Source organism: Caballeronia sordidicola (assembly GCF_000729995.1).
Lineage (GTDB): Bacteria > Pseudomonadota > Gammaproteobacteria > Burkholderiales > Burkholderiaceae > Caballeronia > Caballeronia sordidicola_A.
This window is the reverse complement of sequence record NZ_JNFG01000015.1, coordinates 82008-95549: the sequence shown is the minus strand read 5'-3', so window position 1 is coordinate 95549 and position 13542 is coordinate 82008. Positions and strand designations below refer to the sequence as shown.

At 56.8% G+C, this 13542-nt stretch carries 17 protein-coding genes; 9 read left to right on the top strand and 8 right to left on the bottom strand.

The window, feature by feature from the left end; genetic code table 11:
• Window positions 1-124: 124 nt before the first annotated feature.
• The 4 genes from FH08_RS0116135 (at window position 125) to FH08_RS0116120 (ending at window position 3325) form a co-directional block, all read left to right on the top strand.
• Window positions 125-1711, top strand: a complete 1587-nt coding sequence (locus FH08_RS0116135) for a protein adenylyltransferase SelO (protein ID WP_031359308.1) — start codon at window positions 125-127, stop codon at window positions 1709-1711.
• A 76-nt stretch (window positions 1712-1787) separates the two neighbouring features.
• Complete coding sequence (msrB, locus tag FH08_RS0116130) at window positions 1788-2219, top strand: peptide-methionine (R)-S-oxide reductase MsrB (protein ID WP_031359307.1); 432 nt, start codon at window positions 1788-1790, stop codon at window positions 2217-2219.
• A gap of 246 nt (window positions 2220-2465) precedes the next feature.
• Complete coding sequence (locus tag FH08_RS0116125) at window positions 2466-3005, top strand: septation protein A (protein WP_031359306.1); 540 nt, start codon at window positions 2466-2468, stop codon at window positions 3003-3005.
• Window positions 3002-3325 (top strand): BolA family protein, encoded by a 324-nt coding sequence (locus FH08_RS0116120; RefSeq protein WP_031359305.1) that lies wholly within the window; start codon window positions 3002-3004, stop codon window positions 3323-3325. Before FH08_RS0116125 ends, FH08_RS0116120 begins: the two co-directional genes overlap by 4 nt.
• Before the next feature lie 270 nt (window positions 3326-3595).
• Here FH08_RS0116120 and FH08_RS0116115 read toward each other — a convergent pair whose 3' ends face one another.
• From FH08_RS0116115 to FH08_RS52575, 8 genes are all read right to left on the bottom strand, one after another.
• Window positions 3596-4117: a hypothetical protein gene (locus FH08_RS0116115; RefSeq protein ID WP_152602846.1), complete on the bottom strand. Its 522-nt coding sequence runs from the start codon at window positions 4115-4117 to the stop codon at window positions 3596-3598.
• A 5-nt stretch (window positions 4118-4122) separates the two neighbouring features.
• Window positions 4123-4659 (bottom strand): hypothetical protein, encoded by a 537-nt coding sequence (locus FH08_RS0116110; protein WP_031359303.1) that lies wholly within the window; start codon window positions 4657-4659, stop codon window positions 4123-4125.
• Window positions 4656-5120 carry a hypothetical protein gene (locus FH08_RS0116105; RefSeq protein WP_152602845.1) on the bottom strand — a complete coding sequence of 155 codons (465 nt, stop codon included), beginning with the start codon at window positions 5118-5120 and terminating at the stop codon, window positions 4656-4658. The genes FH08_RS0116110 and FH08_RS0116105 overlap by 4 nt, the downstream gene beginning before the upstream one ends.
• 85 nt (window positions 5121-5205) lie before the next feature.
• Complete coding sequence (locus tag FH08_RS0116100) at window positions 5206-5787, bottom strand: recombinase family protein (RefSeq protein WP_031359301.1); 582 nt, start codon at window positions 5785-5787, stop codon at window positions 5206-5208.
• 664 nt (window positions 5788-6451) lie between these two features.
• Window positions 6452-8095, bottom strand: coding sequence for a VapE domain-containing protein (locus FH08_RS0116095; protein WP_051888306.1), 1644 nt, complete (start codon window positions 8093-8095; stop codon window positions 6452-6454).
• 374 nt (window positions 8096-8469) lie between these two features.
• Window positions 8470-8994 (bottom strand): hypothetical protein, encoded by a 525-nt coding sequence (locus FH08_RS0116090; protein ID WP_031359299.1) that lies wholly within the window; start codon window positions 8992-8994, stop codon window positions 8470-8472.
• A complete protein-coding gene (locus tag FH08_RS0116085) occupies window positions 8991-9248 on the bottom strand; it encodes a type II toxin-antitoxin system RelB/DinJ family antitoxin (protein ID WP_152602844.1) in 258 nt (85 codons plus the stop codon). The genes FH08_RS0116090 and FH08_RS0116085 overlap by 4 nt, the downstream gene beginning before the upstream one ends.
• Window positions 9249-9260: 12 nt before the next feature.
• Entirely contained in the window at window positions 9261-9398 is a 138-nt protein-coding gene (locus tag FH08_RS52575) for a hypothetical protein (protein WP_160172477.1), read from the bottom strand.
• A gap of 472 nt (window positions 9399-9870) precedes the next feature.
• Between FH08_RS52575 and FH08_RS0116075 the strand changes: the two genes are divergently transcribed.
• Genes FH08_RS0116075 through FH08_RS49510 form a run of 5 tightly spaced genes read left to right on the top strand, consistent with a single transcriptional unit; the run spans window position 9871 to window position 13474 of the window.
• Complete coding sequence (locus tag FH08_RS0116075; RefSeq protein ID WP_031359297.1) at window positions 9871-10359, top strand: hypothetical protein; 489 nt, start codon at window positions 9871-9873, stop codon at window positions 10357-10359.
• A gap of 13 nt (window positions 10360-10372) precedes the next feature.
• Window positions 10373-10624 (top strand): hypothetical protein, encoded by a 252-nt coding sequence (locus tag FH08_RS0116070; RefSeq protein ID WP_031359296.1) that lies wholly within the window; start codon window positions 10373-10375, stop codon window positions 10622-10624.
• 5 nt (window positions 10625-10629) lie between these two features.
• Window positions 10630-10887, top strand: a complete 258-nt coding sequence (locus tag FH08_RS0116065) for a hypothetical protein (RefSeq protein ID WP_152602843.1) — start codon at window positions 10630-10632, stop codon at window positions 10885-10887.
• Entirely contained in the window at window positions 10884-11327 is a 444-nt protein-coding gene (locus FH08_RS0116060; RefSeq protein WP_031359294.1) for a hypothetical protein, read from the top strand. The genes FH08_RS0116065 and FH08_RS0116060 overlap by 4 nt, the downstream gene beginning before the upstream one ends.
• A gap of 29 nt (window positions 11328-11356) precedes the next feature.
• Window positions 11357-13474 (top strand): hypothetical protein, encoded by a 2118-nt coding sequence (locus FH08_RS49510; RefSeq protein WP_051888305.1) that lies wholly within the window; start codon window positions 11357-11359, stop codon window positions 13472-13474.
• Window positions 13475-13542: the final 68 nt, after the last annotated feature.

Genomic DNA, 13542 nt, shown 5'->3' with positions numbered 1-13542 from the left:
CTGATCTGCTACTGGAAGGGATACCTTAATCGATCCTCGGGGCAATGTGGGAAAGCGATCGCGCGCGCTCGTGCAGCGGCGCGGGGGCGGATTTACAATATCGGTTAATCATGAGGTGCTCAATATGTCGTTTTCCCCAAGCAGCACCGCAGCGGTTGCCGAACCGGCAAGCCCTGCGCCCGTGGATTCGCTGCTCGCATCGATAGAAACCGACAGGCCCGACGCGTTCGTTTCACTCGGTTCCGCCTTTCTCACCCGCCTTCCCGCCGCCCCGTTGCCTGAGCCTTATCTGGTGGGCATTTCCGCCGATGTCGCCACGCAACTCGGTTTCAACGCCGCCGACGCGCACGATCCCGCATTCGCCGAGCCGTTTGCAGAGCTTTTGGCGGGCAATCCCACGCGGGAGTGGCCGGCGGAGAAATTGCCGTATGCGTCGGTGTATTCGGGGCACCAGTTCGGCGTGTGGGCCGGCCAGCTCGGCGACGGCCGCGCGATTGGCCTGGGCGAGATCGAACACGACGGCAAGCGCCTTGAGCTACAACTGAAAGGCGCGGGACGCACACCGTATTCGCGCATGGGCGACGGGCGGGCTGTGCTGCGTTCATCGATACGCGAATATTTGTGCTCCGAAGCCATGCACCATCTCGGCATCCCGACCACGCGGGCCTTGTGCGTCATTGGATCGGATCAGCCCGTGCGCCGCGAAACGATGGAAACGGCTGCCGTTGTGACGCGCGTCGCGCCGAGTTTCGTGCGCTTTGGCCACTTCGAGCACTTCTACACGAACGACCGCGTGGAAGAACTGAAAAAGCTCGCCGATCACGTGATCGACCGGTTCTACCCGCAATGCCGCGAAGCCGACGACCCCGCTTTGGCGCTCTTGCAGGAAGTCACGGAACGCACCGCCGACTTGATGGCCGACTGGCAAGCCGTCGGGTTTTGCCATGGGGTGATGAACACGGACAACATGTCGATTCTTGGGCTGACGATCGATTACGGCCCGTTTGGGTTTATCGATGGATTCAATGCGAATCACATCTGCAATCACTCGGATTCGCAGGGCCGGTACGCTTATAAAATGCAGCCGCAGATTGGCTACTGGAATCTGTTTTGCCTCGCGCAGGCGCTGGTGCCGCTGTTCGGTCCGCAATACGACAGCGACACTCGCAACACCAAGGTGATTGAAGACGCGCAGCGGGTGCTGGAGGGATTCAAGGACCGTTTTGCGCCCGCGCTCGAGCGCCGCATGCGTGCAAAACTCGGTCTGGTTGAGATTCGCGAAGGCGACGATAAACTCGCTAGTCGCCTGTTCGAAGTGATGAACGCCAATCGCGCCGATTTCACGCTGACGTTCCGAAACCTGGCGAAAATACGCAAGACCGACGCTTCCGGCGACGCTTCGGTGCGCGATCTGTTCCTCGATCGCGCCGCTTTCGATGTCTGGGCGAACGACTACCGGCTGCGTTTGTCGGAGGAAACACAAGGCGATGAAGCGCGGGCAAGCGCAATGAACGCCGTGAATCCAAAATACGTCTTGCGCAATCATCTGGCCGAAAACGCCATTCGCCTGGCGAAAGAGAAGAATTTTTCCGAGGTGGAGCGGGTGGCACAGGTGCTGCGCCATCCCTTTGATGAACAACCCGAATTTGAAGCGTATGCCGGTTTGCCGCCCGACTGGGCGAGCGACCTGGAAGTCAGTTGCTCTTCCTGAAATAGCCCCCAAATAGATGAGCCGAGCGAGCCGCATTCCTTGTCAGGCTCCGCCAAAGATCTGGAGATAGAGAACCATGAACCGAGACGATCTCACTAAAGCAACCATCGACCCCGTTGCTCCGCTGCAGAAGGACGACGCCGAGTACCGAAAGGAATTGACCGATATCCAGTACCAGGTGACGCGCCACGCCGCCACCGAACGGCCGTTCACCGGCGAATACTGGGATCACACGGAACGGGGCATCTATGACTGCGTGTGCTGTGGCACACCGCTGTTCGAGTCGGCTACGAAATTCGATGCCGGTTGCGGCTGGCCGAGTTACTTCAAGCCGATCAACGGCGAAGTCATCAAGGAAAAGACGGATCATGCGCACGGCATGCTGCGCATCGAAGTGGAGTGCAAGAACTGCGGCGCGCATCTGGGCCACGTTTTCGAGGACGGTCCCGCGCCGACCGGTCTGCGCTACTGCATCAACTCGGCTGCGCTACAATTCGAACCCAAGTAAGCGCGTCGGGCGACGCCGGCCGATGAATCAATGCTCCAGCAAGTCGGCGTTGGCGCGGCGAGCCACCTCGCCGCGTGTTTTTTAAACGCGGCTGACTTGGGGCCAAATCTGGCCAAACGCGGCTGACCGCGGCTATTCACTCGCCAGGCGTCGTGTTGTGCCAGTAGCGAACCGGCCAACCGACGAACCGCGGCGCATGCGCGCTTTCAAATTGATGCCCTCTTTGCCCCCTACCGCCCCTACGACATGAAATTTCTGTTTGATCTATTTCCGATCCTCCTCTTCTTCGTAGCATTCAAGATCTGGGGCATCTACACCGCGACCGCTGTGGCCATCGTTGCGACGCTTGTGCAGATCGCGTGGGTCGCATTCCGGCATCGCAAGGTCGATCCCATGCTGTGGGTGAGTCTGGGTGTGGTGGTGGTATTTGGTGGTGCGACGCTCGTGCTGCATAACGATACGTTCATCAAGTGGAAACCCACTGCGCTCTACTGGCTTTTTGCCGGTGCGCTGATCGTGTCGCAATTCGCTTTCGGCAAGAACCTCATCGAAGCGATGATGGGCAAGCAGATCGTGTTGCCACATCGCGTGTGGGGCCAATTGAATCTCGCCTGGGCTGTGTTCTTCGCGATTCTCGGCGTGGTGAATCTGTTCGTCGCGTTCAACTACACCACCAATCAATGGGTCAACTTCAAGCTGTTCGGCGCGACCGGGTGCTTGCTGGTGTTTATCGTGGCGCAAAGTTTGTGGCTCGCGAAGTACATGAAAGAGGATGAAGGGAAATGAGCGATCCCGGCTTTAAAGAAAACTTCGTCAACGCGTCCGCCGAGGGCAAGATTGCTTATCTCGAAGCGCGGCTCAATGCGGCGCTGGAAGCGTCGTCGGTGCATATCGATGATGACAGCGCGGCGCATGCCGGCCATGCCGGCGCCTCGGCGGGCAGTCACTACACGGTCACCATCGTGGCGGCCCGATTCGCCGGGAAGCCACGCGTGGCGCGGCATCGGCTGGTGTATGATGCGCTGGCCGACGAGCTGCGGCAGGGTATTCATGCGCTCGCCATCAAGGCTTTTACACCCGAAGAATTTGCAGACCAGTTCGAGTGACCGAGTAACACTCCTTTAGAGCTGTCCGTCATTTCAGCTTTGTTTTCAGCCAAGAGTTTCAGCCAAGAGTCTTAGCCCTCGTTCTGATCAGGAATTCATTTCGCCTTATCCAGCCTGATCTGTTGCGGTAAAACTACACTACGGCCTACACTATCGGCGTTCCCTGACGGTCGGGCGCCACGTCGACGACGTATCGGCGGCGCGCTTAAGTCGCGGCGCGAACGGTAATTGCCGATCGCCTTGAATCGCTTGCTAGCGCCCTTCGCTCGGTCACGACACCTTGCGTTTCGCAGGCGTCAACAGCCGCGCCAGAAGTTCGAGCCCGGCGAAAGCGCGCCGTTCCTGCGTGACCTTCTTTTCAGCCCGCTCCGCTGCTATCGAGTTCGCATACAGCGTGTCGTATTCATCCGGGCCGTGCGTGCTGAAGTGAATCGGACCATTCGAGCGAAGCCCCACGCTGTTATAGATCGAAGGGCGCCGGAACGTTGCGGTTCGCTCTGCGCTCGTTGGCTGTTCGTCACGCTGCCCGCTTTCGGCGCGTTCCAGCATGCGCATAACGGCTGCACGCGGGTGCTCAATACTCTGTTGCAGCGGTTCGCGTTGGTCGACAGCCTGAACGGGTTGCGATTCGGCCGCGATGCCCTTGCCGCGTGTTTTCCGAGCCTTGGCGGGCTTGGCGTCCGCGCCGGTGTCTTCGTGTGCCGCGCCGTCAAAGAAAGATGCGCCGGGCTTCGTTGCTGGCTTCGTTGCTGGCTTCGTTGCTGGCTTGGCTTCACGTTTGAACATTCCCATGATCGTTAGTCCTTTTCCGGGCTCAATAGTGTGTGATAAGTCTCGCTGGCGGCGCGCTCGAATTCGTCTTCTGATCCAGCGTTCGGCCAGCGTCGATTAAGGAATACAAAACACGCCACCTGGGCGGGTTCCGACAGGTTGCAAAGCCAACTGAATAGCTCGAACTCTTTCGTACCTTCTGGCGCTGCGCTGAGTGTGTCTCGCGTCTCGCGACTGTTGAACACGCCGTGCAGGGTTTCGATACTGAACGGCGGCGCCCGGCCGTTCAGGTGCGCGTCGATCAGCCCTTCAATCGTCCCGCTATCGTCCAGGTCGATCGCACGCTTGAACCACGGGTCGCCTTGACGATAGAACGACTCAAACAGGGCAGGGTCGAACTCGTAAAAGGCGTCGCCGGGTTCGAGCGCGTCGCGTCCTGGTGCGTACATTTCATAGAACAGGTCGATATCGCGATGGGTGCCGGGCATTTCGACGTAGATCACGCGGGCCAACGCTTGGCGCCCATGGTCCGCTAGGATCGCCGTAGCGTCTTCGCGCTTCATTGCTTGTCTACCCCTTCGGAACTATCAGCCGGGCCGCTGGCGGGCTTGCTCGCGCCGGGCACGGGTGCGTTCAACAGGTCGCGCCAGTTCGGCAAACCGCCAGCCTTGGGCGCCGTGATTGTGTCGATCTTGTACAGGGCTGCAATGCGATCGAGTGCAGCGATACGCGCGACGTCTTTCGTGTACGGGCCGTTGATCAGCCGAAGCAACGCGAGTGCGTGAAGCTTTTCATCCCACAACATCGAAAGGTCTAGACCGTCGAGCGAGTCACGCATCATTGCGTGAAACATCGGGTCGCGTGCAGAGTCCAAAAGGAAATCTTCGATGTACGCCGCAGGAACCTTTGCACTCTTCGCCGCTGTGACCTGATCCTGACCACGCAACAGGGCCGCGATGTAACGCGCATAGGTCCGCTTCGTGATCGATTCCAATTCGAACGCCGTCATATTAGTTTCGGTCATAGCTGGACCCTCTTTGCGATTCGTTAGTTAAACTGAATTGTACACGTAGCACGTATTTGGTCGTGCGTAAATGGTCGTTTGGGGGCTATTTCTGGGCGCTATCGCGAATGCGCATGATCACCTGACGCGCCACGTCGAACGATTTCGCGACGCCGTAGACCGTTTCACCTTCAGCCAGCCGACTAAGCGCCTGTCTCTGTTGATCCGGTGACAGCGCGGCCGGTCGACCCAGCTTCTTCCCTTCCGCTTTGGCGCGCTGCAATCCGGCGTTCGTGCGTTCGATAATCAAGTCGCGCTCGAACTGTGCAACGGCGGTAATTACGCCCATGGTCATCTTTCCCGCCGGGCTGGTTAGGTCGACGCCGCCAAGCGCCAAGCAATGAACGCGGACGCCCATTGCTTCGAGTGTCTGAACGGTCTGCTGTACGTCGATCGCATCACGGCCTAAGCGGTCAAGCTTCGTCACTACCAACGTATCACCGCGCTCGATCCGCTCTAACAGCTTGGCGAACCCAGGGCGCTGGCTTGCGACCGTCGAGCCGCTGACGTGCTCCATGGCGACCCTGTGAGCGTCGACGGTGAAGCCCGCGCCAGCGATTTCCTGAACTTGGTTCTCGGGGTGCTGATCAGCGGTTGATACACGGCAATAAGCGAAAACGCGGGTCATGTTGAGTCCTGAAGCTGGGATATGTACTAATACGGTATCTCTAGTTTAGCACATGTACTAAATAAATAAGTCAGGTTTTAATACACGTCCGTTCAGTGCCGCGTCTATGAGTCTTAAAACGGACGTTTTAGTACGTATTCGGTCGACGGTGCTGCAACTCACGCGCAAGCAACACGATCGGATGACCCTGTTTTCCGTTACGCCACGGCTCGTAACGGAAAACAGTTCGGCGGGTATGGCCGCGCTACCAGGGAGTGCATACCTTACAAATTGCCTTAGTGAGAGCCGCGCGCTTAGTGAAGGGCCGCACTGCAAGAATTTCACTAAGCGAAAATCGCCGAAAGCCGCGCCAGATATGGCTTTAGCTACCTTACAAATTGCCTTAGTGTCTTAGTGATCTAGTGAAATGTATTTATAAAGCTGTAGGAATCCACGGCCCTATAACCGGTTGCAATTTCGATTTCACTAAGCCCTTTTGTTCACTAAGGAAAATAATCGCGGCTAAGTCATTGATTATGCGGCATTTATTAAAATTTCCTTAGTGAACCGGTTTTCACTAAGGGGGCGTCTCACTAAGGATTCCGTGCGGCGCACAAGTGAAAACGGCGTACCCGTTAGAGCACGCCGCGCGCTGGTGTTACCCTGCAAAACTTGATTTTCTATTTCAGAATCCCGACGGTTGCGATGGTGTCCCGGCAATCAACCTAACTTCGTCCTGGTCGCCGGTCACACCGATATCCGCAAGCAATGCCGCTTTGTTCGGATGGTCATAGAACGCGAAGCCCGGTACGCGACCGGAATCACGAAGAGCCGGAACCGCGCCGCCTTTCATCGCGCACGCCTTCGCAAGGTCGGTAAGGAATCGCTTTTCGCGCGTGGGATCGATCGGCGTCGCAGCCTGAATAATCGCGCTGATCAGGTCGACACGGTCATAGAACACATACGATATACCGGAACCGTCGCGCTTTTTAACTTCCCGGCATGGAGCACTAGACAACGCGGCCGGAACGAACGGCAAAACGCTGTCGTCCTGGATCACGCCGCGCCCGGCCTTCGCTTCGCCCTGTGACCATTCGAAGACTTGCCGCGACACGTCGCGCACCATAGCGCTATAGCCGTCGATTCCGTTCTCTTCGATCCATGCGCGCGCCTCGGCCATGAGTTGCCAAAGGTTCGACTCGAAGTCGCTAAAGTCCGCTTTGAAGTCTTCGCGCCACGCCGTATTCCCGTCATGGTCCGTCGTCTGCGCGCAAAACATCGGGTAGAAACGACGGTTCCCCGTTTCGTCCCTAAGCAATCCGTTATAACGGTTGGCGTCTGCGATAAAAATCCATTGCCGGGCTTGCTGCAACACGCCTTCAAACTTCTGGTGCATCTGATCGTGAGTGCGGGTGATCAGGTTCTTAAGACGGTTCACGTCCGAGCGCTGATAGCCCGCAAGCTCACCAAGGGCGCACACGACGGAATGCCCGGTGATGTCGCGCAGAAGGTCGAGCGGCTTCGTGTCCAGGTCGTATTGCACCGAATCGGCTTCACGGTTGCCGGTGATTAGCCGCGCCAGCAATTTCCCGAAGTACGATTTCCCGCAGTTCTGCGCGCCGATCAGCGTCAATACAATGGGCGCTTCTTCGCCGGGCCGCGTGACGCGCATGAAAAACGAAGTCCAGAAGTAGACGCCGAACGCGCGATTCAGCGGCGTGTCAAACGCATCGAACATGCGAATCAACGCGCTATCCATGCGCTTAACGCCATCCCATTCCGGCGTAACGCTCAATACGCGCTGTGTAAGGTCGTTCTGACGATGCCGCAGGGCGAACAGGCGCACCGCTTCGATTACCTTGTTGAATTCCATCTTGCGCAACCCGGCCGCGTTGAATGCGTCGAGGTATTCGGTTGCGTCGTAAAAATCATCGATTATCACGCCGCGATGGTCGACCACACGTCCCTTGAATTCATCGAAGCGCGGCCGCTCCGATGCGTCCTTGAACAGGTAGTCGAGCACGGTGCGCCGGTTGGTCGCGGTGTCTTCAGGAACGGCAATGAACATGTCGCCCATGCGAACCTTGCGAATGTCTTCGAACAGGATATCTTCCGCGATGTTTTTGGCGCGCTCGACAAGGTCGACGATCTTCGTCGCTTCAACGATGCGTTGTTCTGTTTCCTGTTTAGCGACAGCCCGCGCCGCCTTTTGCCAATCCGCGCTGACGACGGCTTCGGACGCGTACCCTTGCGCTTCGAGTTCGAAAAGGTCGAGCGAGCGCGTATCGTCGATGTTGTCGACCGACGGGCGAATGATCTTTTTAGCCATGACGATGCACCCCAGTAAAAGCAATTAGGAGTGCAAAAATAACTTTGATAAACAATGGCGTACGTGCCATAATTTGCCCCGGATAAGACATTTTTTAAGCCCGCACAAGCGCTGATAACGCTAGCGGGCTTTCTTTTTGTCGTACTTATTTGGGCGAAGGGTGTTCAGTGCTGCGGTACAAATAGAAAGCCGTAATACGGGTGTCGAAGGATTTCGACTACAGCATTGTTACATGGCGCGCAGCGGAAATAGCGTCGAATTCGATTTAGCGCCCAATCACTAAGCGCCGCATTCCGTTTGCTAAAATTTCTCACAAGCCGCCTTAGAATTCGTGCGCTATTTATTCCAGTTCGATATAGCTTCCGCCCTGTACATTAGGCCGTCCCTTTCGCAATGTCGCACGCGAGCGGCAACGTGATGTCTTTGCCGATATATCCAATGTCGTTAAACCCTTTCGGCAAGTCCTCACCTTCACCGACCCGTGACCACCCAGCGGAATAGGAGACTTGCGATTCGTACTCAACCTGCACTTGAGCGCCGCATTTAAGGTGATAGGTAATGATCACGTGGTAGACCATATTCGCCGGGCTGTCGGAATGGGCTAACGACGGAAACCCCTTGCTGTATGACGTGAGAACGATCGCCGTGATAGAGCCGTCGGCGTTGCGCGTCAGGTGGTTGGTGTCAATGTCCTTTGTCGTTATTGCGTCACCCAGGCCGGTCACAGGGTCGCCATAGGTGCGATACGACTCGAACCATTCGGGGCGCTCTGCGGCCGGTATGCGATCACCATGTGCGGGCGCTTGACCCTCTTGATAGGCTATAGCGGAAAGGACGCCAAACACGATAATGAAGGCAACAATAGCCGCGCCGATATACAGTTCTTTGATCGATTTCATTTCGTCACCCGATCGAAGAAAGACGACTTGTCGACAGCCGCAACGTCGAGCGCTTCATTAAGCGATTCGCGAGTGTTTGCCGTGCGCTTGAAATTTACCGGGAAGGGCAAACGCTTGTGCATCACGACCCAGGCGGCGAAGAGTCGCCCGGCTTCGGACGGCGTCATGTCGATACGGCGCAACGTGTCCGCGAATTCTTTCCCCATACCAACAGGGAGTGCGGCGCCGAACATGTCTTTGCTGGGTGCGGTCATGGATCAATCCCCTTAGTGTGTGAGTGAGTGGAAGCGGGCCGCGATCGAGTCGACGACGTCATACAGAATGAAGTTTGCAGCGCGCGGAACGATCAGAACGGCGGCAATCAGATACGGGACGTTGTCGACGATGGTTTGTGCGATGTGCATGGGGTCAATCCTTTTAGGACTCCGAACCCTGTACAATAGCGATTGAAGCCATTGCAAGCGGTTGCGGTGTGTTTCACTTGAAGCCCTTAGATCAGCCTTGGCGGGAAGAATCTAGGGGCTTCGCCTTTTGTACCGTCGACGTTTGTCGATCGAACGACTAGATATTAACCGCATTACCCTTATAAATACGGCCGAAAATCCATAACGCCGAATCACTTAGCGCCGAATTTCCTAACGCGCTCCCTACTCCACAAGGGATGCAGACCGCAAGCGTCCACCTCATAACGCTCAGCCTTCGTATCAGATCGCACCGCACTCGTACCCTTCGAAAAATCCGGCGCTATTTGATCCGGCGTTAAGTCGTTTTCCCTTCCCTCCGCCTGTAATTCAGGTTTAAATGGAGTCCAACGAAGACGCATAAACAGCACGGCAAGCGTCAACGATCACCCCAATCTATATAGGAATCCTGACCATGCTTAAATCGATCCACCTGAACGACTACACGGACGAATTCACCGCTGAAGAAGTTGCGGCAAATCTCGAAGCGATTCTGAATCGCCAGCAACTATTGACCGTAGTCGCCGCGCGTGTCGCTGGGTTCGATCGTGTCGCGGCCGGTGCATTGCTGAATGGTGTCGAAGGTCACCCGGACGAACTCGCACGCATTGTCGAACTGTACGAGCAGACAACCAGCTTCGCGATCGCGTCGGAAGAAATCGCAGCCGCTATCGGTGAGCGTGGGATTCGCGCGGCCTGGAAGCGCCATAAGCAAGCGAACGCCGGTCGCTCGTCCGATGCCTTGATGGGCATACACCTGAAGATCGTCGACCTTGCAGCGAAGCCCATTGCACCGCACCGTAAAGAGAAGGCCGCGCGTCAGTTCGAAGCGCTGGTCGAGTCGAAGCGGCCCGGCGGCAATGCACTGAAACATCAGGGCTGGTTCGGGCGTACCGGCAATTAAGGGAGTCAATACCATGAGCACAGTTTTTCTCGACATCAAAAACGCCGTGATCGCGCTCGAAAGCAGACGCGAAATGCACATTCGAGCCGATGGTTCGCTAACGATTTCGGTCGACGAACTTTGCGCTTACGCCCTGGATTCACGGCGTGCAATGCCCGCACAGGGGAAGGTTCACGAAACGCTGTTGAGGCTCGGTTTCAAGCGTGCTTCGGCTGGCCGGTACGCGATTGAGCGCGCCGATTTCAACGAACTGAAATCGGCGTGATGGACATGCTCACATTGAAGCGGGCCATTGCAGGGGCCAAATTCGGCGCCACGCGAGACAGTCGCGTCGCTTACGAGATACCGGCAATCGTCCAGGCCGCGACGGAACAGGGTTCCGTTCTACCGTCGTCTAAGCGGATTGCAGCGGCAATGCGTGATCTAGGATTCGAAGAAATGGGCGGTACGAAATTTTCCCGCTACGCCTGCCCCCTTTCGGTCCTGTTGCCGATCATTGCCGAAGCCACTGAAGGGTTGTCCAAATGAACTTCGAGCGCGTATCGAATGAAATCTATTTCCCGGCTGTCGTAACGGTTCAAACCACGAAGGCATTTCGCAAACCGTTCGTGATCCAGCCGTATGAAAACTTGGTCGACGGTGACGGCGTGCAATCGCTCGCGGCATTCAAGACGTACGACGCCAAGGTGATCGACAAAAACGGTGCGGGTATGCGGCCGGTCGCTGAAGTGACGTTGCACGTGAAGCCCGACAGCGAAGCCGCGCACAACTTCATCATGATCGAGCCGGTTCCGTTTTCGAACAGCTATGGCGTCATGGCTGGCGATCATAGCGAACAGGTGTCCTTCGAAATAGATTGGCAAGACGGTTCGAGCATCACCCTTTCGCAAGGCGTCCTGATTCGCTCGCGCCGCACGGTCGACGACTATCAGTTCTCTTTTTCTTTCTCGCAAGTCATCCGCGACTAACCAACCCAATAAATTAGGAATATCACACCGTGGCAAATGACCTTGACACTTTCGTTTTGCAGTACAAAACAGATTTAACCGACAGTCTGCAAAGGCTCGAACGATTGCAGCAGAAAATGCAGGGCATAGACAAGGCGCAATCAAAAGCGGGGAAAGGCCTTAAGGACTTCGCAACCGGCGCGGCTGGTGAACTCGATAAGATGATTCCGGGTCTTTCGTCCGTAGCAAACGCAGTCAAAGGCATGGGCGCGGAATTCGCGGTTGCGGCTGGTGCTGTCGGTGCACTCGCGATCGGTATCAAGTCGGTCATGGACCTGCAAAGCCAGTTCAACGCGCAACGCTTGGCGGGCATGCAACTAGGCGTGAGCGGGACACGAGTCGAGAATTACCAACGAGCGATCAGCGGCGCTTCCGGCGGCATGGTGAGCCGCGACGCTGCATTGTCGGGCGTGCAGCGTCTATCGCAAATGTCGAACGATGCTTTCACCGATCCTTCCGGCATGAAACGCTTTCAGATGCAGCAATTCTTAGGCGTCAATCCGGGATCGTACGATAACCCGACCGGTATCAATGACGAAATGCGCCAAATGGCGACGTCGCTTCAGGGCAAGTCGGGTTCGCAGGTTCAGGGCATCGCAAAGGCCACGGGCTTTTCGCAAGACTGGCTGTTGTCGCTGCAAAAACTCGGACCGGCCATTGGCGAAATCAACAACATCACGCAGGCCGAAATAACCCAGCGGCAACAGGCAGAGCAGAGCCTAGCCAAGTTCAACGATGATCTTTCGAAATTCAAAGAGACGATCAACGAACTTGACATAAAGCTTGGCGAGAACCTTCTCCCGGCCGCTGAAAAGTTCGTGAAGCTGATCACGACGATGGTCGACGCATTCAACAAAGCGACGGCCCCTAGTGCCCCGCCGACAGGACTCGGATACAAGATCGTCAACGGTCGACGCGTGAACAATGCGCCACCGGCCGAAACGCCCGCGTCCGGTCCAGGGGGACATTTCGGACCTGGGCATACATGGATTTCAGACGCGCCGACAGCCGAACAGAAGCAGGCCGCTGCGAAGGCTGCGGAAGAGAAGAAAAAGGAACAGGCGAAGACGTCCGCGAATGTCACGAAGCTGGACGAAGCGAACTCGAAGGGGATTCAGACCGCCAATCAAACGACGCTCGCGATGAACCTGTTTTCGTCCGCAGTTGCAACCTTCAGCGGCGCGGTTGACCAACACCAAGCATGGGCGGCATGGGCGGGAAACATCGGCGCGGCGAACGGCGTGAAGGGTTCGAGCAATGCCCCCGTTCCGGGTGGAAATGCAGGGAGTAAGGGACTTCGCAACAATAACCCCGGCAATCTTGAGGCTGGCGCGTTTGCTACGGCGCATGGTGCGACCGGAACCGATGGGCGTTTCGCAATTTTCCCGTCGATGGAAGCGGGCGTCGCCGCGCATGGTGCATTGCTCGACAGCAACTATTACGCGAAGGGGCTCGACACACCGAGAAAGATCATCAGTAAGTACGCGCCCGCCAGCGAGAACAATCAAGGCGCCTATCTGGCGTATTTGAAGTCGAAAGGCTTCGATTCCGACAAGCCTATCACCGACAAGGCCGGATTCAATACGGCGCAAATGGCATTCGAGTCAGGGTACGGGAGCGGTCACGGCATCGGTCAAAGCCGTGAGTCGTTGATGCTGACCCAAACCCAACAGGCGATCGCGGGCGCGCTGGGTGTTCCCGTGCAGCAGTTGACACATGGCGGCGTTGGTAAGGGTGACGTTCAGTACGCAACCGACAACCTCGAAGCGGGGTATTTGAACAGCGCGAATCAAGCGAACGCGCGGCTTCAGAACCCTGTCGGCCTGTCGCCTATTCAGGTTGGCGACTTCAAAAATCAATTGCTCGTCGCACAGCGCGGCTTGGCTGCGATGGAAACGTATAAGAAGCAGATTATCGACGGCTCGAACGGCCCGACGTCACTCACCACGCAACGCGTCGGCGGAACTATGGCGGCAGCGCCGACGATCAACTTCAATATCAACGCGGCCGGTATGGACGCTAAGACGCTGGCGAAAGAAATCGACGACCGTCTTCAGCATCATATGCAGACCGCAGTTAATAGCGTCACGAACCAGGAAAAGGGATAACTTTTTCCGGCGCTAATATTTTCGATCCTGAAAGAATCAGCGCTAAGTCGTTTTCTCTTCCCTCCGCC